The following is a 19,109-nucleotide window of genomic DNA, read 5'->3' as shown; positions in this document are numbered from 1 at the left end:
GCCGGTAACGTGACGCCGTGACCACCGAGACTCCCGACAACTCCAGCTCGGCTGGCGGCCATAATTCGGCCTCCACGCCGCCAGGCGGCGTTCCGGACCGAATGAAGGCCGGTCTGACGCCGCGCCGCGACCTGGAGCCGTCGCCCGTCGCCAAGCGCGTGCCGAGCGAGCGCACCCACCACGACGACACCGTCGTCGACGAGTACGCCTGGCTGGCGGCCAAGGACGACCCGGCGACGATCGCCTACCTGACCGCGGAGAACGCGTACACCGAGGACCGCACCACGCACCTGGCGGAGCTGCGGTCCCAACTGTTCGAGGAGACCCGCCGGCGCACCCAGGAGACCGACCTGTCGGTGCCCACCCGCAAGGACGGGTACTGGTACTACACCCGCACGGTCGAAGGCCAGCAGTACGGCGTGCACTGCCGCCGGGCCGTCCGGGACGGCGAGACCGCGCCCCCGATCAGCGCCGACGGCGCCCCGCTGGACGGCGAGGAGGTGCTGCTCGACGAAAACGTGCTCGCCGAGGGGCACGACTTCTTCGCCCTCGGCGCGTTCGACGTCAGCCCGGACGGGCGCTGGCTCGCCTACTCGACGGACTTCGCCGGCGACGAGCGGTTCACCCTGCGGATCAAGGACCTGAGCACCGGCGAGGTGCTGCCCGACCAGATCCCGGACACCTTCTACGGCACCGCCTGGTCGAGCGACGCCTCGACGCTCTTCTACGTCACGGTGGACGACGCCTGGCGGCCGAACCGGGTCTGGCGGCACGCCGCCGGCACCCCGTCGAGCGAGGACGTGGTGGTCCACCAGGAGGACGACGAGCGGTTCTGGGTGGGCGTCGAGCTGACCCGCTCCGAGCGGTTCGTAATGATCGACATCCACAGCAAGATCACCAGCGAGGTACGGGTCGTCCCGGCGGCCAACCCGACCGGCGAGCCCGCCGTCATCGCCCCCCGCCGACAGGGCGTCGAATACTCGGTGGAGCACCACGGGCACCGGTTCCTGATCCTGCACAACGACGGCGCGGAGGACTTCGCCCTCGCGTTCACCTCGGCGGACACGCCCGGCGACTGGACCCCGTTGATCGAACACTCGCCCGGCACCCGGCTGGAGTCCGTCGACGCGTTCGAGAACCACCTGGTCGTCTCGCTGCGCAGCAACGGGCTGACCGGGCTGCGGGTGCTGCCGGTCGGCGGCGGCGACCCGTACGACATCGACTTCCCGGAGCCGATCTACAGCGTCGGGCTGGACGCCAACCCGGAGTACCGCACCCGCGAGCTGCGGCTCCGCTACACCTCGCTGGTCACCCCGGACTCGGTCTACGACTACGACCTGGTCACCCGGCAGATGGTGCTGCGCAAGCAGAAGCCGGTCCGCCCCGGGCCGGACGGGCGGGCGTACGACCCGGCCGACTACGAGCAGCACCGGGACTGGGCGCTGGCCGACGACGGCACCCGGGTGCCGATCTCGCTGGTCTGCCGGAAGGACACCCCGCGCGACGGCTCCGCCCCCTGCCTCATCTACGGCTACGGCTCGTACGAGGCGAGCATGGACCCGTGGTTCTCCATCGCCCGGCTCAGCCTGCTCGACCGGGGCGTCATCTTCGCCGTGGCGCACATCCGCGGCGGCGGCGAACTCGGCCGGCGCTGGTACGACGAGGGCAAGCTGCTCGCCAAGAAGAACACCTTCACCGACTTCGTGGCCTGCGCCCGGCACCTGGTCAAGGCCGGCTGGACGGCCACCGACCGCCTGGTGGCCCGGGGCGCGTCGGCCGGCGGCCTGCTGATGGGCGCGGTGGCCAACCTCGCGCCGGACGCGTTCACCGGGATCGTCGCGCAGGTGCCCTTCGTGGACGCGCTCACCTCGATCCTCGACCCGTCGCTGCCGCTCACCGTCACCGAGTGGGAGGAGTGGGGCAACCCGCTCGACGACCCCGAGGTGTACGCGTACATGAAGTCGTACACCCCGTACGAGAACGTGGCCCCGGTCGCCTACCCGGCCATCCTTGCGGTGACCAGCCTGAACGACACCCGGGTGCTCTACCACGAGCCGGCCAAGTGGATCGCCCGGCTGCGGGCGGTCGCCCCGGGGGGCGACTACCTGCTCAAGACCGAGATGGGCGCCGGCCACGGCGGCCCGAGCGGTCGCTACGACGCCTGGCGCGAGGAGGCGTTCATCAACGCCTGGATCCTCGACCGGCTGGGCCGCGCCTGATCCCGCCGCTGACGCGCCGCCCCGCTGGCCCCGCTTTCCCGGAAAGAGTGCCTATTTCGACTCCGGTAGCCACTCTTTCCGGGAAAGCGCGCCAGGGTCTCAGGAGGCCGGAGTGGTGAGCACCGACGCCAGGACCGCCGGGTCGACGTTGCCGCCGGTGAGCACGGCGGCGGTCCGGCCGGACGGCAGCGCGTCGGCGTGGAAGAGGCGGGCGGCGACCGCCACGGCTCCGCTCGGCTCCACCACCAGCCGGGCCTCCCGGGCCAGCCGGCCCATCGTCGCGGCGATCTCCTCCTCGGTCACCGTGATGATGCCGTCGAGGCGTTCCCGCAGGTGGGCGAGGGTCAGCTCGGAGAGGTTGGTGCGCAGCCCGTCCGCGCTGGTCCGGTAGGTCCGCTCGACGTCCCAGACCACCAGCTCACCGGCGGCGAGCGACTCCTGGGCGTCCGCGGCGAGCAGCGGTTCCACCCCGACGACGGTGGCCGACGGTCGCAGCGCCTTCACCGCGGTGGCGACTCCCGAGGAGAGCCCGCCCCCGCCGACCGGCACCAGCACCACGTCGACGTCGGGCAGGTCCGCCACGATCTCCAGCCCGATGGTGCCCTGTCCGGCGATGATCCGCCGGTCGTCGAAGGGCGGCACCAGCGTGGCCCCGGTGTCGGCGGCGATCCGCTCCGCCTCCGGCAGCCGGCGGGCCCGCGGGACGAACCGCACTTCGGCGCCGAGCACCCGGATCTGGTCCACCTTGACCTGCGGCGCTCCCTCGGGGACGACCACCGAGCACCGGACCCCGAACGCCCGCGCCGCGTACGCGAGGGCCTGCCCGTGGTTGCCGGACGAGTGGGTCACCACGCCCCGGGACCGGGCGGCCGGGTCGAGCCGGGCCACCGCGTGGGTCGCGCCGCGCAGCTTGAACGACCCCACCGGTTGCAGGCTCTCCGGCTTGAGCCAGAGTTCGTCGTCCCACGATGCCGGCAGCAGTGGGGTACGCACGACCGTTCCGGCGATGTCGTCGGCAGCGGCCTGGACGTCCTCGATCGAGATCAGCTCCATCGGCCCATCCTGCCCCGCCGCCGCGAAACTTCGCCGCCCCTAGACTGCCAGGATGACCGGGACCGCCGAGGAGGAGCCGGCCAGGGCGCAGGCACCCCCGGCGGGGGCGACCCGGCGCGGGCCGACCTGGGTGATCCTCGCGGTGGTGGCCGCCGCCCTGCTGGTCTGCTGCTGCTCGGCGGTGATCGGCCTGGTCGTCGCCTGGTCCGCCGGCCTGCTCACCACCCGCTGACCGTCACCTCAGGCCGTCCGCAGCTCCGTCGTCTCCGTGCTCGGACGCAGGAAGAGCAGGCCGACGCCGACGGTCACCAGCACCGCGGCCAGGGCACCCGCGCCGTAGAGGGCGAGCAGCTCGACGGGTACGTGCACGACCCGTTCGACCGCCGGGACGACGATCTCGCGGGTGTGCTCAGCCGCTGTCACCGGGTTGTCGCAGACCTCAGGGCCGCCCTCGCACGAGCCGTACGTCGATCCCCCGTCCCGCACCGTGCGGCCGAAGACGCCGAAGACCAGCAGCGTGCCCACGGCCAATGCGATCAGGATCGCCGGCACCGCCGGCACCAGGGCCTGCCAGGCGATGGACCGCCCGATCACGCTGCGCGGCACCCCGGTCGCCACCAGCGCGGCGTACGCACGGCGACGACTGACCACGCTTTCGCTGATCGCGACGAGCAGCCCGAGGGTCGCGATCACCAGGGCGACCACCACCGAGGTGTGCACGAGGTCCATGGTCCGCAGGTAGAAGTCCTCCTGCTCGCCGGAGGGCACACCCGGCTGCCCGACCAACTCGTCGAAGCGGCGCTGGCCTGCTGCGTACGCGGCCTGCCGCGCCTCGAACCAGGCGCTCATGACGGCGGCGCCGGCCCCGAAGATGAGCGCGGCGAGCAGGGCGGCGAAGGTCCGGCTGCCCATCCACGGGTCGGCCATCAGCCGACGGGCGGCCAACAGCACGGCGGGGCGCCGGGCGTGCCGGTGCAGCAGCCGGCCGGTGGTGTGGGAGATCCAACCGGTGCCGGTGACCACGCCGATCATGGCGACCAGGCCCCCGCCGACCAGCAGCGTCGGCAGCAGCCACGGCGGCGGTGCGGCGTGCCGCCGGTCGTACCAGAAGATGACCGGCCGGAAGGCCGCGAAGGCCGCCAAACCCGCGATGATCAACAGTCCCGGCCAGGGCCAGGGCGCTCGCGTCCGCACTCTGCGCACCACGCCGAACGGGGTGGTGGTTACCCTGCGGAGCATCAGCGCGGTGGCCACCGCGGCGATCACCGGCAGCCCCAGCACCACCGCCAGCGTCCCGACCGCGGCCGGATACACGTCGGTGGGCAGCGGAAGCCGCCCCTGCGCGTCGGGTCGGTGCAGCAGTCGGTGGCCGACGAGATAGAGAGCCAGGCCGACGAGCGTGCCGAGCAGGCTCGCCAGCCCAGTCTCCGCCATCGCGACGCGGGTGACCTGGCCGGGCGTGGCCCCGGCCAGCCGGAGCGCGGCAAGCCGGCGGTCCCGGGCCGGTGCGCCGATTCGGGCGCACTGCCCGGCCAGCGCCAGCACCGGGACGGTGAGCAGCAGCAATGCGAATGCGACGCCACCGCGCAGCCCCGGCTCCCGCAGCAGCGCGTTGCTGTACTGCTCCGACTGGGTCCACGCGTCACCGGGCGGCTTGCGGATGGCCAGCACGGTCAGCGCGGCCAGACCGGCGAGGGTGGCCAGCGCGGCGCTCAGCGCGGTCAGCGCCACCCGGGCCAGGTCGGTCCGGGTGCCGGCCAGGGCGAGCCGGAACAGGGCGTCGGGCCTCACCGGTGGCCGCCCGGTATTGGCGCGTCGAGTCCCAGGCCCGACTGGTCGACCAGCCCGTCGCGCAGCATCACCTCGCGGTCGGCGTACGCGGCGATCCGCGGCTCATGGGTGACCAGCACGACGGCGGTCTGCTGCTCGCGGGCGAGCCGGACCAGTTGGGTGAGCACCTGCTCGCCGGTGAGCGTGTCCAGGGCACCGGTCGGCTCGTCGGCGAAGAGCACCCGAGGCTCGGTGACCAGGGCCCGGGCGGTGGCGCAGCGCTGCTGCTGCCCGCCGGACATCTCGCCCGGCCGGACGTCGGCCACCTCGGCCACGCCGAGCCGATCCAGCCAGGTCAACGCCGCCGTCCGCGCCTCTCGCCGCCCCGTGCCGGCGAGAAGCAGCGGAAGGGCGACGTTCTCCGCCGCGGTCAGCTCGGCGACGAGCTGACCGAACTGGAAGAGCACCCCGAACTCGGTGCGGCGCAGCCGGGACCGGACCTTCTCCGACCACAGGTCGATCCGCTCCCCCCGCCAGGTGACCTGGCCGGCATCGGGGCGCAGGATGCCGGCGAGGCAGTGCAGCAACGTCGACTTGCCGCAGCCGCTCGGCCCGGTGACCGCGAGGATCTCCCCCTCCGCCACGTCGAGCGTCGCGCCGCGCAGGGCGGGTGTCCTGCCGTACGCCTTGACCAGCCCGCGGGCCTCCAGACATGTCACGAGTGCACCTCCCGGTGCCAGTCGGCGACGCGCTCCAGGGTGGTGTGCAGCCACCGCAGGTCGGCGTCGAGATGGGCGATGGCGAAGTCGGCCGCGATCACCTCGTCGAGGCTGGCCGAGGGGGCGGTCTTCACCGCGGTCAGCTCGCGGAGCCGCTCGGTGTGCGCCCGGCGCTGGGCGATCAGGTAGGACCGGGCCCGGTCGACGTCGTCGACCAGCAGGGCGACCATCACCTTGGCGAAGAGGGCGCTGGCCACGTACGGCATCGGCGGCTCGACGGTGGCGAGCCACCGGTCGAGCGCGGCCCGGCCCTCCGGGGTGAGCGCGTACGAGGTGCGGTCCGGGCCGCCGTCGCGCTCCTGGCCGGCGGGGACCACCAGGCCGTCCCGCTGCAGCCGGGCGAGGGTGGCGTAGACCTGCCCGAAGGCGAGCGGCCGGGCCCGGGGCAGCCGCTCGTCGTGCGCGCGCTTCAGCTCGTACCCGTGCCGGGCGCCCCCGGCGAGCAGCCCGAGCAGAACGTGCGGGGTGGACACCTGGTTAACTATTCATTCAGCGAATAGCAGTGTCAAGGACGGCCCGCGCGGCGTGCTGCCGGGCGGGCCGTGGCGTCAGGGCGTCCAGGCGGGATTCCGGCCGGTCCGGCCGAGCAACTGGTCCAGCGCGGTGGCCTCCGAGGTGGCGGGCACCGGCTCACCGAAGGCGCCCATCCGCTGGCCGGTCTCACCCATCCGGTCCATGAAGCCGTGCCCCGCGGCCAGCACCGCCGGCTCGATCTCGAGCCGCTGGCCGGTCGCCCGGGCCAGGTCCCAGCCGTGCACCGCGAGGTCGATCAGGGCCATGTCGCCGACCGTCTCCTGCGGCAGCCCCATCCCTGGCGAGACGCCCTCCAGCGCCGCCGGGTCCGACCACGCCTCGATCAGCCGTCCGGTCTCCGCCGCGAACCGGTCCCGCCACCCCTCGGTCAGGTGGTCCTCCTTCGCCGACCAGTCCACCGCCTGCCGTCGGGCCAGCGCCTGGAAGTTGACCACCACGTCGTACAGGTGGTTGATCAGGTCGCGCACGGCGTAGTCGGGGCACGGGGTGGGCAGGTCGAGCTGGTCGTCGGAGATGCGCTGGACCACCGCCACCGTCCGGGGCGCGGCGGCGGCCAGCAGCTCACTAGTCTTCGTGCTCATAGGGCCAGCGTATGGGGGTGGTCTTGAAAAAATGCGACACGAACCGCGACGGGACAGCCGGGGCATCCTCGACCCCGGCCGGCTGCTGCGGACGGTCCGCTTCCGGCGCCGGCTGGCCGCCCCCGCGCTGCGCCCGTACGTCGAGCACTACTGGCTGGTCGACTGGGCGCTGACCGAGCCGCACCGGCAGCGGGTGGTGCCGCACCCGGCGGTCAACGTGGTGTTCCAGGCCCAGGCCGGCGGCCCGGAGACCGGCGAGGTCGCCGGGGTCGGCCTCGAACTGTTCACCGTCACGCTGCACGGCACCGGCCGGGTCAGCGGGATCCAGTTCCGCCCGGGCGGCTTCCGGCCCTTCTGGCGGCGGCCGGTCCGTGAGCTGACCGGACGGCGCCGGCCGCTCGTCCAGGTCGGGCTGCCGGTCGAGGGCGAACACTGCGCCGGCCCGGACGACGAGCGGTGCCGCCGGCTGGACGCGCTGCTCACCGCCTGGGCACCCGCGCCGGACCCGCTCGCCGCCGAGGCCACCGCGCTGGTCGAGGAGATCCGCGCCGACCGGCGGATCCTGCGGGTGGACGACTTCGCCCGGCGGCACGGTGTCTCAACCCGGCGGCTGCAACGGCTCTTCCTCGACCACGTCGGCGTCGGCCCGAAGTGGGTGATCCGGCGGTACCGGCTCCAGGAGGCGATCGAACAGGCCGCCGCCGGGCCGCTGGACTGGGCGCGGGTCGCCGCCGACCTCGGGTACGCCGACCAGGCCCATCTGGTCCGCGAGTTCAGCGCGGTCACCGGTGTCTCCCCCGCGGCGTACGCCCGCTCGCTGGCCGCGTCCCGCGGTGGGTGACGGCCGGACGGACCGGCACTCAGCGGCGGCGGACCGCGACCACCGCGACGTCGTCGTGGATCTCCGGCGGCGCCAGTTCGACCAGCAGCCGCTGACAGAACTGGTCGAGGTCGTCGTCCACCCGGGTGGCGACGGCGCCCAGCGCCGCCATCCCCTCGTCGATGGTGGTGTCCCGGCGCTCGATCAGGCCGTCGGTGTAGAGGACCAGCGTCGCGCCGGCCGGCAGCACGAACTCCAGGTCCGGCGGGCGGGGCGCGCGAACCCCGAGCAGCGGGGCGGACTGCTGCACGAACTCCACCCGGCCGCCGGTGCTGATCAGGGCCGGCAGGTGCCCCGCGCTGGCCAGCCGGACCAGCCCGCTGCCCGGGTCCAGCAGCAGCAGGCAGAGCGTGGCCAGCTCGTCCGGCAGCAGGATGCGCATCAGCTCGTTGACCCGGTCCAGGATCACCCCCGGCGGGTGCCCCTCGACCGCGTACGCCCGCACCGCGTGCCGCAGCTCGGCCATCACGGTCGCGGCGTGCAGCGAGTGCCCGGCCACGTCGCCGATCGCCATCAGCAGGTGGCCGTCGAGCATCACCAGCTCGTAGAAGTCGCCGCCCACCTCGGTGTGGGCGCTCGCCGGCTCGTACCGGACGGCCAGGTCCAGGCCGGCGACCTCAGGAAGCCGGCGGGGCAGCAGGCTGCGCTGGAGGGTCACCGCGATCCGGTGCTCCTGGTCGAAGGAGCGCTGGGCCTCCACCGCCGAGGCGACGGCCTGGGCGAGCTGCACCAGCACCGGCGTACGGACGGTCTGCGTGGCTGTTGGCACGACCACGTAGAGCGGAGCCCGGTCCTCGCGTAGCCGGGCGGCGGCGACCGTGACCGTGTCGCCGGTCGGCCAGTCGGCCAACGCCCACCTGTCCGGGTCGTCGATCCGGACGGTGGTGCCGATCGGCATCCCGGTGTCGTCGATGGTCCATGGGACGAGGACCCCGGCGGCGTCCGGCGCGGCGGCCACCCCGGCCAGGCAGTCGCCGTCGAAGCTCTCGGCAATCACCGCCGCCGGGCTCTTGAAGATCTGCGCCGCACCGGCCGCGGCCGCCGCCAGCAGCCGGCCGAAGTTCGGCGCGGCATGCATCTGCACAGTCGTGTCGGCCAGCGCGACCAGCCGCTCGGCGAGCAACTCGGCCCGCTGCCGGGCCTCGCGGTAGCGGAGCATGGCCGCGCCGCTGTCCACCGTCACGCTCCGGCCGAAGGGAGGATGAACGCCACGACGACCTCCCTGATTTCTGGACGGGCGGACTCTATCACCGGAATCTGCGGGCTACTTGTCACGCAGCAAAGGAATGATCAACAGCACGATGCCGGCTCCCGTTCTGCGTATCCCCCCGTTCGTGGGATACCGTTCCACCGAACACAGGAGGTCTGCGTATGTCCCTGAGGGTGCACACGGAACAGCGCGGCGACGTGGTCGTCGTGTCGGTCGCGGGCGAACTGGACATGGCGACGGCACCGCAGCTGCAGGACCAGATCACGGACCTGCTGGACAAGGGGCGCAACCGGCTCGTCTTCGACCTGGCTGAGCTGTCGTTCTGCGACTCGACCGGGCTGTCCGTGTTCGTGCGGGCGAAGAACAGCTGCGACGAGGCCGGCGGCGTGGTCCGGCTGGCCGCCCCGCAACGCGGGGTGCTCCGCATCCTCGAGGTCAGCGGCCTGGTCGAGGTGCTGCACACCTACCCGACGGTGGATCAGGCAGTCGCGGGCGACCCGACGCCGGCCTCCCCCTGACCGATCCCCCTCAGCGGCTCGTCCTCGATGTAGCGGGGACGAGCGATCACCAGGCCCGCCGCCGTCTGCATCGCGAGCGCGACCAGCAGGAAGCCGATCGGCGCGGTCCAGCCCCCGGTCGCCTCGTAGAGGATGCCGACCAGCAGCGGACCGAGCGCGGCGATGACGTATCCGGTGCTCTGCGCGAAGGCGGACAGCGCCACCGTGCCCTCGGCGGTCCGGGCGCGCAGCCCGATGGTGGTCAGGATCAACGGGAACGCGCCCTGGCCGAGGGCGAGGAGCAGCACCCAGAGCGGCGCGAGGCCGTGCGGGGCGACGGCCAGACCGAGGTAGGAGGCCGCCGAGAAGACGGTCAGCCCGAGCACCAGGGGCCGCAGCGTCCGCAGCCGGCCGGCGAGGGCCGGCATCGCCAGCGCCACCGGGACGCCGAGCGCGGTCACCCCGGCGAGCAGCAGGCCGGCTGTCCCCGGTGCGTAGCCGGCGTCCCGGAAGAGCTGGGCCAGCCAGCCCATGATCGCGTACCCGCTGAGCGACTGCGCCCCGAAGTAGACCGCCATGGCCCAGCCGAGCCGGGTCCGCGCCGGCCGTACCCGGGCTGGGGCCGCGCCGGTCGCGTCCCCGGTCGCCGTCCGCCGCGCGGCACGGGCACGCAGCGCCAGCGGCACCCACGGGAGCACGGCCACCGCGGCCAGCCCGGCCCAGACGCCGAGCCCGGCCCGCCACGACCCGAAGGCGTGCGCCACCGGCACCGCCGAGGCGGCGGCCACCGTCGTGCCCGTGGTCAGGGCCATCGTGTACGCCCCGGTGACCAGCCCGGTGCGGTGCGAGAAGTGCTGCTTGACCAGCATCGGCAGCAGGATGTTCGCCACCGCGATGCCGGCCAGGGCGAGCGCGCTGGTGAGCACGAAGATCGCCGCCGAGTCGGTGACCACCCGGAGCACCTGCCCGACGGTGAGCGCGAGCATCGCCACCACCAGCACCCGGGCGGCCGGCCAGCGGCGGACCAGCCACGGGGTGAGCGCGCCGAGCCCGGCGAACGCGATGGTGGGCAGGGTGGTGACGAAGCCGGCCATCGTGCCGGAGAGGCCGAGGCCGCCGCGCACCTCGTCCAGCAGGGCGCCCAGGCTGGTCACCGCGGCGCGCAGGTTGAGCGCGACCAGCAGCATGCCGACCAGCACCAGCGCGCCGCCGCCGGCCGCCCGCCGGGCCGCCGGCGCCGGACCGGGCGTCACGTTGGCGGTGATCTGGTCGGCGGCCGGTGCCTCGGTGCAGGTGGGTGGCGGCGTCATGACCTCCAACCTACAATCATGGGATGAATTTCGGCAGGAGTTGTTACCGGTGACACCCCCCGTCGACGCCGTCGCCGTGCCCCCGCGCGGCCACCGGGTCCGCCAGACCATCGAGCAGCTCCGGGCCCGCATCCTCGGCGGCGAGTGGCCGGTGGGCGGCCGGATCCCGACCGAGCCGCAGCTCGTGGCCGCGCTGGGCGTGGGGCGGAACACCGTCCGCGAGGCGGTCCGGGCGCTGGTGCACGCCGGGGTGCTGGAATGCCGCCAGGGCTCCGGCACGTACGTGGTGTCGACCGACGAGCTGGCCCCGGTGGTGGCCCGCCGGCTCACCGACGACCGGATGACCGAGGTGATCGAGGTCCGCCGCGCCTTCGAGGTGGAGGCCGCCCGGCTCGCCGCGCTGCGGCGTACCCCCGAGGACCTGGCGGCGCTCGACGGCGCGCTCGCCACCCGGGAGGCCGCGTGGCGCTCCGGCCGGGTGGACGAGTTCGTCGAGGCGGACGCCGCACTGCACACCGCGGTGGTGGCCGCCGCGCACAACGCCATGCTGGCCGAGCTGTACGCCTCGGTCGGCGCCGCGCTGCGCAGCACGGTCGCCCAGGCGATGGGCGACGCGCTGGAGCCCGAGCGGTACGTCGACCACGGTCGACTGGTCGACGCGATCCGGGACGGCGATCCGACCCGGGCCGCGCTCGAGGCCGGTGCTTTTCTGGAGGCGCCGCCCAGGGCATAGGTTGTCCCGGACCCCCGATACCGGACAGCACGGGAGTGCGGATGCTCAAGGGCTTCAAAGACTTCATCATGCGCGGCAACGTCGTCGACCTGGCGGTCGGTGTCGTCATCGGCGCCGCGTTCACCGGCGTGGTCACCCAGCTAACCAAGTCGTTCCTGGAACCGCTGGTGCGGGTCGTCATCGCGCTGCTCACCGGCAGCAAGAACGGGCTCACCGGCTCGATCCCGACCTTCCGCAGCATCCCGTTCGACTGGGTGGCCTTCATCAACGCGGTGATCACCTTCCTGCTCACCGCGGCGGCGCTCTACTTCCTCGTGGTCTTCCCGATGAACAAGCTCGCCGAGCGGCGGCGGCGTGGCGAGGAGCCGCCGCCGAAGGCACCGAGCGAGGAAATCAAGCTGCTCACCGAGATCCGGGACGCGCTGCTCGCCGGCAACCACGCCACGCCGGCCCAGCGGGGCGCGCTGAACGACGTGCTGGGTCGCCGGCAGGAGCCGCCCGCCGCGCGCTGACCCACCCGAGCACACCGGCCCTCGTGGGAATCCCACGGGGGCCGACGTGTGTCGAACACATGTTCGATAGAGTCCGCGTCATGGAGCAGCGCAGGCACTGGTGGAACGGGAAATGGGGGCGGCTGGCCCGGCGGGACGTCTTCCTCCGGGTCGACGGCGACCGCTGGCACGTCGAGCAGCGCGCCGGCGGCGCCGAGGGGGTCTCCCAGTTCTACGAGTACGGCAGCGTGGAGGAGGCGGAGGAGACGGTCCGGGCGCTGCTGGAGGGGACGGACACCTGGCGCGAGCTCTCGCCCCGCCCGCCGAGCGGCTGGGCCCCGCCCGTTTAGCGCCGGGCCGGCCCGGGAACCGCTGACGGCATGAGTCAGCAGGTCATTTCCCGGGTCACCACCGGCATGCGGGTGGTCGACTCGACCGGCGCCGAGGTCGGCACCGTGGATCTCGTCCAGCGCGGCGACCCGAACGCGGTGACGGTGCAGGCGCCCGCCGGGGTCGACCCGGGCGGCAGCCTGGACGAGCTGATCGAGTCGGCGGCGGTCGAGGAGCCGGACGTCCCCGCCGACCTGGCCGCCCGACTGCTACGTACCGGATATCTCAAGGTCTCCACCGAACGGGCCCGGACCGGCGCGGTCTACGTGCTGGCCGACCGGATCACGGCCGTCACCGACGACGGCGTACGCCTCGACGTCCCGGCCACCGAGTTGCCCGAGGAGGAGTGACGCCCTGATCAGCCGGCCCGGGCCGAGGTGACGGGCTCGGCGGCGGACCGGTCCGCCGCGGGCGGTGCCGGCCGGTCCGCGGCCCGACGGCGGCGGAACAGCAGGAGCATCAGCCAGCCGGCGACCAGGCCCCAGAACGCGCCGCCGATGCCGAGCAGGCTCACTCCGGAGGCGGTGACCACGAAGGTGACCACCGCCGCCTCGCGGGCGTCCGGCTCGGCGACGGCCGCCGAGACCGCGCCGGCCAGCGCACCGAGCAGCGCAAGCCCGGCCACCGCCTCGACCAGGATCGGCGGGGAGAGCAGCACCAGGGCGGTCGCCACCCCGGCACCGAGGCCGAGCAGCGCCATGCCGATCCCGGCGGTGACCGAGGCGATCCACCGCCGCTCCGGGTCGGGGTGGGCGTCGGGGCCGGCGGCCAGGGCGGCGGTGATCGCGGCCAGGTTCACCGCGTGCCCGCCGGCCGGCGCCCCGAGCGCGGTGGCGAGGCCGGTCACCCGGAGCGCGGAGCCCAGCGGGGCACGGTAGCCGTAGCCGGCGAGGACGGCCGTGCCGGGCACGTTCTGCGCGGCCATGGTGACCAGGAACAGCGGCAGCGCGAGGCCGACCACCGCGGGCAGGGTCCAGGTGGGCGTGGTCAGCGCGATGGTTGGGGCGAGCTGCGCTCGGGTCGGCCCGGACGCGGTCAGCGCGATCGCCACGGCCGCCACGGCCAGCGCGCCCGGCACCGCCCACCGGCGGGCGAAGCGGTGCAGCACCAGCCAGGTGAGCACCACCGGCCCGGCCAGCCTGGGCACCTCGACGAGGGCCCGGACGGGCGCGGTGCAGAGCGGCAGGAGCACCCCGGCGAGCATGGCGCTGGCGACCGGGGCGGGGATCGCGGCGACCGCCCGGCCGAGCGCCGGGACCAGTCCGGCGGTGGCGATCAGCAGGCCGGTGAGCAGGAACGCGCCGACCGCCGCCGGCCACCCGCCGGGCACCGGACCGGTGGCCACCAGCAGCGCCGCGCCCGGGGTGGACCAGGCGATCGCCAGGGGCAGCCGGTGCCGCAGGCCCAGCCAGACCGCGCAGCCGCCGGTGGCGAGGCAGAGCGCGAGCAGGCCGGAGGCGGCCTGCGCCTGGTCCGCGCCGACCGCCCGCAGCCCGGCCAGCACCACCGTGAACGAGCTGGCGAATCCGACCAGCGCGGTCACCACACCGGCCAGCACCGGTTGGAGTCGACCCGCCACGCGCCTTCCTCCCGCCGTCGTTCCGTCGACCATTCCGTCGACCGTTCCGTTTACGGAACGCCTCGGTGTAGCACCATAGCCGCATGGCAGCAGCCCCACCAGCCCGGGACCGGGCGCCCGAGACGGTCGGCCGCCGGGTCCGTGCCCTGCGGGAGGAGCGGGGCATGTCCCTCTCCACGCTGGCCCGGCTGGCCGGCGTGGGGAAGGCCACCCTCTCCGGCCTGGAGAACGGCACCCGCAACCCGACCCTGGAGACCCTGTACGCGATCACCGCGCAACTCGGCGTACCGCTCACCGCCGTCCTCTCCGAGCCCGCGGCGGCCCCCACCGTCACCGGTGCGGCGGTCACCGCCACCCTGCTGGAGGTGTTCACCGACACCGACGCGACCTACGAGCTCTACCGGATGCGGGTCGCCCCCGGCCCGGGCCAGCTCTCCCCCGCGCACCAGCCCGGGGTGACCGAACACATCACCGTCTTCGCCGGCGTGCTGCGGGCCGGGCCGCTGGACGCCCCGCTGACCGCCGCGGCGGGCGAACACCTGCGCTGGACCTCCGACGTCCCGCACAGCTACGCCGCAGTCGGCGACGAGGAGGTACGGGCGAGCCTGCTGCTACGCTACCCTCGCCGGTGACCACTGTGGACGATGATGCCGACCGATCACCGGGAATCTTTCTCCGGCATACCCGCCGGTAGCGTAGAGACGCCGGTGGGGTCTTCTTGGCAAGCTTGACCCCATGACGCTCATCCTCCGCTCGGCCATCCTCAACGACGTCGGCCTCGTCCGGACCAACAACGAGGACTCCGCCCTCGCCGGTGACCGCCTGCTGGCGGTCGCGGACGGCATGGGCGGACTGCCCGCCGGCGAGGTGGCCAGCGAGATCGTCATCCGGATCCTGGACGAGCTGACCCCGCCGACCGTCCCCGACGAGGCCGCCGACGCGTTGCGCGCCGTGGTCAGCACCGCCAACCAGCGCATCCGGGCCGCCATCACGGTGGACCCGGCCCGCGACGGCATGGGTACGACGCTGACCGCCGGCCTGCTCGCGGGCGACACCCTGGTCCTCGCCCAGGTCGGCGACTCCCGCTGCTATCTGCTGCGGGACACCGCGCTGGCCCAGCTCACCCGGGACGACACGTTCGTCCAGGCGCTGGTCGACCAGGGTGCGCTCTCCCCCGACCAGGCCCGGCACCACCCGCAGCGCTCCCTGGTCACCCGCGCCGTGCAGGGCTCGGACGCGCCGCCCACCATCGGAATGCTCACCGTCGCACCCGGCGACCGGCTGCTGCTCTGCAGCGACGGCCTCTCCGACTACGTGGAGGACGCCGCGATCGCCTCGGCGCTGGCCACGTACGGCGACCGGCAGCAGTGCGGCGAGCAGTTGGTGAAGCTCGCCCACCAGGCCGGCGCGCCGGACAACGTCACCGTCGTCGTCTCCGACGTCACCGCGGTCTGACCCTGGCAATCGGGTTGCGCCGACCGCCCGGCCGGGTTGGGATGGACGAATGATCATCCGCCGGTTGACCGCCGAGGAACGTCTCACCCACAGCTTCCCGCTCCAGGCGTACGCGTTCGAGGCGTCGCCGATGGGGCCAGGCCGGGTCGAGCAGTTCCGGGAGTACCTGCCGTACAACGCGGGCAACCGGACGCTGGTCGTCGAGGAGGACGGCGGCACCATGGCCGCCGTCTCGGCGGTGCCGATGCGGCAGAACCTGCGCGGACGCGTCCTGCCGATGGCCGGCGTGGCCGGGGTGGCGACCCACCCGCTGGCCCGCCGGCGCGGCCACGTCCGGGCGCTGCTGCACCAGCTCCTCGACGAGATGCGCGCCGAGGAGCACTCGCTGACCGCGCTCTACCCGTTCCGTGCCTCGTTCTACGAGCGCTTCGGATACGTCGGGCTGCCCGCCCGGCGTACCGCCGTCTTCTCCCCGGCCGACCTGGCCCCGCTGCTCCGGGCCGAGCTGCCCGGCGAGGTGGTCTGGGAGCGGATCGGCGCCGGCTACCCGGCGTGGCGCGCGTTCACCGAACGGTGCCTGCAGGACCGGCACGGGTTCGCCGTCTTCCCTGACTTCCGCGCGGTCGGGCTGCGCGACCGGGACGACCGCTGGCTGCTCACCGTCGTCCGCGACGGCGAGACGGTCGGCGCGGTCACCTACCGCATCGACGACCACGGCGGCGAGCTGATCGCCGACGACCTGCTCGCCGGCGACCCGTACGCCCGGGCGTCGCTGCTCCAGTTCTTCGCCCGCCACGTCGACCAGGTGGACCGGGTCCGGGTCCAGCTGCCCGCCGACGAGCTGCCCGAACTGTGGCTCACCGACCTGGCGGTACACGTCGAGGCGCGGGTGTCCCGGCCGGGGTCGCCGGCCCCGATGGCCCGGCTGCTGAGCCTGGACGCGCTCGCCGGCCTGCCGGCCGGGACCGGCCGGGTCACCGTGGAGCTGGTCGGCGACCGCTGGCTGGCCGGCACCCACCTGCTCGACGGCACCGGGCGGCTGGAGGTGCTGCCCGGGGACGCCGCCGCCGTCGGCACCGTCCCCACCGCGACGCTCACCGCCGCCGGGCTCAGCGCCCTGGCGTACGGCGTGCTCGACCCGGCCGAGGTCGCCATCCGGGGGCTCGGCGTGGTACCGGTGGACGCGGCCACCGAGCTCCGCCGCATCTTCCCGCGCCAACTGCCGTACCTCTTCGCCGACTTCTGAGCTGGTTCGTCGCCTTCGCCCTCTCCCACACCTGACCCGCCCCCGCACACCGCCCCCTCCGGCTCGAACTCGGTGATCAAGAGGTTTGCGTCGCCTGGAAGATCCGCTTCGACGCGAACTCCTTGATCATTCCGGCGGGGTTGGCGGTGGGGTGGGTGGGTTAGTAGGGGTTGGGGTGGCCGGGGAGGCGGGAGTGGAGCAGGGCGGCGGGGCGGCCGGGGAGGGTGGGGGCGGTTGACAGGGGCGGCGAGTGGGTGCCGGCACGGTCTGCCATGCCGGTGAAGAGTTCCCGGAGCGCGGTGACCGAGTCGATTTGCGGGGTCCAGCCCAGCTCGGTTTCGGCGCGCTCGCTGGACATCAGCGGCACGTTCAACGCCAGGTCCACCCAGCCGGCGTCGACCGGTTGCAGCCGCGCCTGCCAGGTCAGCGCCGCCGCCACGCGCAGCACCGGCGCGGCCACCGGCAGCGTCCAGCCGTGGAAGTGCCGGGCCACCAGTTCCGGGGTCAGCACCGGGTCCGCGGCCACGTTGAAGGCGCCGCGCGCGTCACCCAGGACCGCCTTCGCGTACGCGTCAGCCACGTCGTCGGCGTGCACCGCCTGGATCCGGAGGCGGCGGTTCGTGGGTACGAGCGGGATGCGGCCGTACCGCAGCAGCCGCACCGGGGCCAGCGGGCCGAGAAAGTAGCGGGTGATCTCGGTGCCGGCGTCCCGCTGGAAGGTCAGCCCAGGCCGCAGCCGGACCACCCGCAGCTCCGGGTGCTCCCGCTCGACCTCATCGAGGAGCGCCTCCACCTCGGCCTTGTCCCGGCTGTACGACGACTCGGGCACCCCGGTCGCCGGCCAGCGCTCGCTGACCGGGTGGTCCTTCGGGCCGGCCGCGTACGTGCCGACGGACGAGGCGTACACCAGGGCGGGGACGTTGGCCCGGACGGCCGCCTCGATCACCGCCCGGCTGCCGCCGACGTTGGTCCGGTACAGGGTGCGCCGGTCGTGGCTGGGCTGGATCTGCCAGGCCAGGTGCACCACCGCCCGCGCCCCGGCGAAGATCGCGGCCAGCCGCTCGACCGCCCCCGGGTCGCCAATGTCGCAGGAGTGCCACGCCACCCGGTCGTACGGCTCCCCCGGGTCCAGCCCCGGCAGCCGGCGCGCCACGCCGACCAGTTCCGTCCCGGACTCCCGCCGCAACCGGCGCAGCAGCGCCGTCCCCACGTTGCCGGTGGCCCCCACGATCACGATGCGCATGTCGCCTGCCGTACCCGCTGCGGCGGGTCCCAACCGCGGACCGGTCAGGGCCGTGGCGCGTGCCGTACCCAGCTCCGCTCCTGCCGCCGGCGACCCTGCGTGGCGGCCAGGCAGCGCCGGCAGACATACCCCTCCGGGTCGGCATCGGTGAGCACGTCGGTGGACGAGTAGTCGAACGGCACGTGCGGGAAGCGACGCAGCCGGGTACGGCTCAGCGGCAGCCCGCAGACCGTCTGGTTCTGCCCGGGCAGCCAGGCGTGCACCTCACCACCTGGCCGGCGTACCCCGTCGGCCCCCGCCACCTCGCTCGACGCGGCCACCGCGGGCCTGCTGCTCAACCTCATGCCCCACCCGGTTCCCCACCGGGCCGGTGCCATGCCCGGCAAGACTGGTGCGACGCCAGGTCGGCGATCTGGCGGTGACCCGCCGGCATGACCCCGCCACGTCGCCGATCCGCCGCCGTGCGTCAGTCGCTGCCCACCAGGGCCCCGATCAGGCAGCCGAACGCCGCGACCGAGGTGATCGTCCGCGCCAGGTTCCACCGCACCCACGGTGCCTCGAAGCGCCCGCGGACCTCCGCCGGGTCGTCGGCCGGGCCGGCCCGGTCGAGCTGGTCGTTCAGCGGCACGTTCCACCGCATGGTGATCACCAGCGTGGCGCCGTAGAGGACCAGGGCCACGCCGGTCCAGGCCAGCACCGGCCCGTTCCTGAAGTGCAGCGCGACCGCCGCCACGAGCAGCACCATCGACCCGAGGAAGGCGGTGAGGAACCACCCGTTCAGGATCCGCCGGTTGATCCATCGCATGGTCTGCACGAAGCTCCGGTCGTCCGTCGCGGCCAGCCCCGGCATCACCGAGCACGAGTACGCGAAGAACAAACCCGCCATCAGCCCGGTCAGCAGGGTCGCCGCGACCAGCACCCCCGTACGCACGATCATCATGCGGTAAGCCAAGCGGAGAACCACGTTCCGTACCACCCCTCACCGGTCGGGTGTCGTACTGAACATCGATGGACGGCGGGAAGCCGGAATCCCGGCCCGGGCGGGTTCCGGTAGCCTGAGCGGGCGGGCCGCTAGCTCAATGGCAGAGCTGTGGACTTTTAATCCATAGGTTCAGGGTTCGAGTCCCTGGCGGCCCACT

At 73.8% G+C, this 19,109-nt stretch carries 22 protein-coding genes and 1 tRNA gene; 12 read left to right on the top strand and 11 right to left on the bottom strand.

Going from position 1 to position 19,109, the window contains the following annotated elements:
• Window positions 1-101 precede the first annotated feature (101 nt).
• Window positions 102-2,219, top strand: coding sequence for a S9 family peptidase (locus tag ACFYM6_RS02415; protein ID WP_387271853.1), 2,118 nt, complete (start codon window positions 102-104; stop codon window positions 2,217-2,219).
• A gap of 99 nt (window positions 2,220-2,318) precedes the next feature.
• On the opposite strand, the gene ACFYM6_RS02410 is transcribed toward ACFYM6_RS02415, so the two are convergent.
• Complete coding sequence (locus ACFYM6_RS02410) at window positions 2,319-3,272, bottom strand: threonine/serine dehydratase (RefSeq protein ID WP_387271461.1); 954 nt, start codon at window positions 3,270-3,272, stop codon at window positions 2,319-2,321.
• Between the two features lie 52 nt (window positions 3,273-3,324).
• Between ACFYM6_RS02410 and ACFYM6_RS02405 the strand changes: the two genes are divergently transcribed.
• A complete protein-coding gene (locus ACFYM6_RS02405) occupies window positions 3,325-3,504 on the top strand; it encodes a hypothetical protein (RefSeq protein ID WP_387271459.1) in 180 nt (59 codons plus the stop codon).
• An 8-nt stretch (window positions 3,505-3,512) separates the two neighbouring features.
• On the opposite strand, the gene ACFYM6_RS02400 is transcribed toward ACFYM6_RS02405, so the two are convergent.
• From ACFYM6_RS02400 to ACFYM6_RS02385, 4 genes are all read right to left on the bottom strand, one after another.
• Window positions 3,513-5,063: an FtsX-like permease family protein gene (locus tag ACFYM6_RS02400; protein ID WP_387271458.1), complete on the bottom strand. Its 1,551-nt coding sequence runs from the start codon at window positions 5,061-5,063 to the stop codon at window positions 3,513-3,515.
• Window positions 5,060-5,761 (bottom strand): ABC transporter ATP-binding protein, encoded by a 702-nt coding sequence (locus ACFYM6_RS02395; protein WP_387271456.1) that lies wholly within the window; start codon window positions 5,759-5,761, stop codon window positions 5,060-5,062. Before ACFYM6_RS02395 ends, ACFYM6_RS02400 begins: the two co-directional genes overlap by 4 nt.
• A complete protein-coding gene (locus ACFYM6_RS02390; RefSeq protein ID WP_387271454.1) occupies window positions 5,758-6,294 on the bottom strand; it encodes a PadR family transcriptional regulator in 537 nt (178 codons plus the stop codon). Before ACFYM6_RS02390 ends, ACFYM6_RS02395 begins: the two co-directional genes overlap by 4 nt.
• A 75-nt stretch (window positions 6,295-6,369) precedes the next feature.
• A complete protein-coding gene (locus tag ACFYM6_RS02385) occupies window positions 6,370-6,936 on the bottom strand; it encodes a TIGR03086 family metal-binding protein (RefSeq protein WP_387271453.1) in 567 nt (188 codons plus the stop codon).
• Between the two features lie 31 nt (window positions 6,937-6,967).
• On the opposite strand from ACFYM6_RS02385, the gene ACFYM6_RS02380 reads away from it, so the two are divergent.
• Window positions 6,968-7,777, top strand: coding sequence for a DUF6597 domain-containing transcriptional factor (locus ACFYM6_RS02380; protein WP_387271451.1), 810 nt, complete (start codon window positions 6,968-6,970; stop codon window positions 7,775-7,777).
• Between the two features lie 19 nt (window positions 7,778-7,796).
• On the opposite strand, the gene ACFYM6_RS02375 is transcribed toward ACFYM6_RS02380, so the two are convergent.
• Entirely contained in the window at window positions 7,797-8,999 is a 1,203-nt protein-coding gene (locus tag ACFYM6_RS02375) for a PP2C family protein-serine/threonine phosphatase (protein WP_387271449.1), read from the bottom strand.
• Between the two features lie 188 nt (window positions 9,000-9,187).
• On the opposite strand from ACFYM6_RS02375, the gene ACFYM6_RS02370 reads away from it, so the two are divergent.
• Window positions 9,188-9,544 carry an STAS domain-containing protein gene (locus tag ACFYM6_RS02370; protein ID WP_387271447.1) on the top strand — a complete coding sequence of 119 codons (357 nt, stop codon included), beginning with the start codon at window positions 9,188-9,190 and terminating at the stop codon, window positions 9,542-9,544.
• Here ACFYM6_RS02370 and ACFYM6_RS02365 read toward each other — a convergent pair.
• Window positions 9,505-10,833, bottom strand: a complete 1,329-nt coding sequence (locus ACFYM6_RS02365) for an MFS transporter (RefSeq protein WP_387271445.1) — start codon at window positions 10,831-10,833, stop codon at window positions 9,505-9,507. The genes ACFYM6_RS02370 and ACFYM6_RS02365 overlap by 40 nt on opposite strands.
• Before the next feature lie 49 nt (window positions 10,834-10,882).
• Between ACFYM6_RS02365 and ACFYM6_RS02360 the strand changes: the two genes are divergently transcribed.
• The 4 genes from ACFYM6_RS02360 to ACFYM6_RS02345 all read left to right on the top strand — a co-directional run bounded on the left by ACFYM6_RS02360 (window position 10,883) and on the right by ACFYM6_RS02345 (window position 12,797).
• Complete coding sequence (locus ACFYM6_RS02360; RefSeq protein ID WP_387271443.1) at window positions 10,883-11,566, top strand: FadR/GntR family transcriptional regulator; 684 nt, start codon at window positions 10,883-10,885, stop codon at window positions 11,564-11,566.
• Window positions 11,567-11,607: 41 nt separating this feature from the next.
• Window positions 11,608-12,078 carry a large conductance mechanosensitive channel protein MscL gene (gene mscL / locus ACFYM6_RS02355; RefSeq protein WP_387271441.1) on the top strand — a complete coding sequence of 157 codons (471 nt, stop codon included), beginning with the start codon at window positions 11,608-11,610 and terminating at the stop codon, window positions 12,076-12,078.
• Between the two features lie 80 nt (window positions 12,079-12,158).
• Window positions 12,159-12,407, top strand: a complete 249-nt coding sequence (locus ACFYM6_RS02350; RefSeq protein ID WP_073834232.1) for a hypothetical protein — start codon at window positions 12,159-12,161, stop codon at window positions 12,405-12,407.
• A 30-nt stretch (window positions 12,408-12,437) separates the two neighbouring features.
• Entirely contained in the window at window positions 12,438-12,797 is a 360-nt protein-coding gene (locus ACFYM6_RS02345; protein WP_387271439.1) for a hypothetical protein, read from the top strand.
• An 8-nt stretch (window positions 12,798-12,805) separates the two neighbouring features.
• Here ACFYM6_RS02345 and ACFYM6_RS02340 read toward each other — a convergent pair whose 3' ends face one another.
• Entirely contained in the window at window positions 12,806-14,026 is a 1,221-nt protein-coding gene (locus ACFYM6_RS02340; protein ID WP_387271437.1) for a benzoate/H(+) symporter BenE family transporter, read from the bottom strand.
• An 83-nt stretch (window positions 14,027-14,109) separates the two neighbouring features.
• On the opposite strand from ACFYM6_RS02340, the gene ACFYM6_RS02335 reads away from it, so the two are divergent.
• The 3 genes from ACFYM6_RS02335 to eis all read left to right on the top strand — a co-directional run bounded on the left by ACFYM6_RS02335 (window position 14,110) and on the right by eis (window position 16,727).
• Entirely contained in the window at window positions 14,110-14,658 is a 549-nt protein-coding gene (locus ACFYM6_RS02335) for a helix-turn-helix domain-containing protein (protein WP_387271435.1), read from the top strand.
• A gap of 103 nt (window positions 14,659-14,761) precedes the next feature.
• Entirely contained in the window at window positions 14,762-15,481 is a 720-nt protein-coding gene (locus ACFYM6_RS02330; RefSeq protein ID WP_387271433.1) for a PP2C family protein-serine/threonine phosphatase, read from the top strand.
• Window positions 15,482-15,530: 49 nt separating this feature from the next.
• Entirely contained in the window at window positions 15,531-16,727 is a 1,197-nt protein-coding gene (eis, locus tag ACFYM6_RS02325) for an enhanced intracellular survival protein Eis (RefSeq protein ID WP_387271431.1), read from the top strand.
• Window positions 16,728-16,887: 160 nt separating this feature from the next.
• Here the strand turns inward: eis and ACFYM6_RS02320 are convergent, their stop codons facing one another.
• From ACFYM6_RS02320 to ACFYM6_RS02310, 3 genes are all read right to left on the bottom strand, one after another.
• Entirely contained in the window at window positions 16,888-17,970 is a 1,083-nt protein-coding gene (locus ACFYM6_RS02320) for an NAD-dependent epimerase/dehydratase family protein (protein WP_387271429.1), read from the bottom strand.
• Window positions 17,971-18,014: 44 nt separating this feature from the next.
• Complete coding sequence (locus ACFYM6_RS02315) at window positions 18,015-18,314, bottom strand: hypothetical protein (protein WP_387271427.1); 300 nt, start codon at window positions 18,312-18,314, stop codon at window positions 18,015-18,017.
• 122 nt (window positions 18,315-18,436) lie between these two features.
• Window positions 18,437-18,922, bottom strand: a complete 486-nt coding sequence (locus tag ACFYM6_RS02310) for a DUF1772 domain-containing protein (protein ID WP_387271425.1) — start codon at window positions 18,920-18,922, stop codon at window positions 18,437-18,439.
• A gap of 113 nt (window positions 18,923-19,035) precedes the next feature.
• Between ACFYM6_RS02310 and ACFYM6_RS02305 the strand changes: the two genes are divergently transcribed.
• Window positions 19,036-19,107 (top strand) — tRNA-Lys (locus ACFYM6_RS02305).
• Window positions 19,108-19,109 lie beyond the last annotated feature (2 nt).

Origin of the sequence: Micromonospora sp. NPDC006431 (assembly GCF_042870725.1) — a bacterium.
In the GTDB taxonomy this organism is placed as follows: Bacteria; Actinomycetota; Actinomycetes; order Mycobacteriales; family Micromonosporaceae; genus Micromonospora.
Note: the sequence above shows the minus strand (reverse complement) of the source record. Positions and strands in the feature narration are given on the sequence as shown.

What these genes read in the sequence shown, in the direction of transcription:
- eis (WP_387271431.1), top strand. Translation starts at nt 15,531, where the DNA reads ATGATCATCCGCCGGTTGACCGCCGAGGAACGTCTCACCCACAGCTTC.
- ACFYM6_RS02385 (WP_387271453.1), bottom strand. Translation starts at nt 6,936, where the DNA reads ATGAGCACGAAGACTAGTGAGCTGCTGGCCGCCGCCGCGCCCCGGACG.
- ACFYM6_RS02405 (WP_387271459.1), top strand. Translation starts at nt 3,325, where the DNA reads ATGACCGGGACCGCCGAGGAGGAGCCGGCCAGGGCGCAGGCACCCCCG.
- ACFYM6_RS02335 (WP_387271435.1), top strand. Translation starts at nt 14,110, where the DNA reads ATGGCAGCAGCCCCACCAGCCCGGGACCGGGCGCCCGAGACGGTCGGC.
- ACFYM6_RS02330 (WP_387271433.1), top strand. Translation starts at nt 14,762, where the DNA reads ATGACGCTCATCCTCCGCTCGGCCATCCTCAACGACGTCGGCCTCGTC.
- ACFYM6_RS02415 (WP_387271853.1), top strand. Translation starts at nt 102, where the DNA reads ATGAAGGCCGGTCTGACGCCGCGCCGCGACCTGGAGCCGTCGCCCGTC.
- ACFYM6_RS02345 (WP_387271439.1), top strand. Translation starts at nt 12,438, where the DNA reads ATGAGTCAGCAGGTCATTTCCCGGGTCACCACCGGCATGCGGGTGGTC.
- ACFYM6_RS02365 (WP_387271445.1), bottom strand. Translation starts at nt 10,833, where the DNA reads ATGACGCCGCCACCCACCTGCACCGAGGCACCGGCCGCCGACCAGATC.
- ACFYM6_RS02410 (WP_387271461.1), bottom strand. Translation starts at nt 3,272, where the DNA reads ATGGAGCTGATCTCGATCGAGGACGTCCAGGCCGCTGCCGACGACATC.
- ACFYM6_RS02380 (WP_387271451.1), top strand. Translation starts at nt 6,968, where the DNA reads ATGCGACACGAACCGCGACGGGACAGCCGGGGCATCCTCGACCCCGGC.
- mscL (WP_387271441.1), top strand. Translation starts at nt 11,608, where the DNA reads ATGCTCAAGGGCTTCAAAGACTTCATCATGCGCGGCAACGTCGTCGAC.
- ACFYM6_RS02350 (WP_073834232.1), top strand. Translation starts at nt 12,159, where the DNA reads ATGGAGCAGCGCAGGCACTGGTGGAACGGGAAATGGGGGCGGCTGGCC.
- ACFYM6_RS02315 (WP_387271427.1), bottom strand. Translation starts at nt 18,314, where the DNA reads ATGAGGTTGAGCAGCAGGCCCGCGGTGGCCGCGTCGAGCGAGGTGGCG.
- ACFYM6_RS02370 (WP_387271447.1), top strand. Translation starts at nt 9,188, where the DNA reads ATGTCCCTGAGGGTGCACACGGAACAGCGCGGCGACGTGGTCGTCGTG.
- ACFYM6_RS02320 (WP_387271429.1), bottom strand. Translation starts at nt 17,970, where the DNA reads ATGCGCATCGTGATCGTGGGGGCCACCGGCAACGTGGGGACGGCGCTG.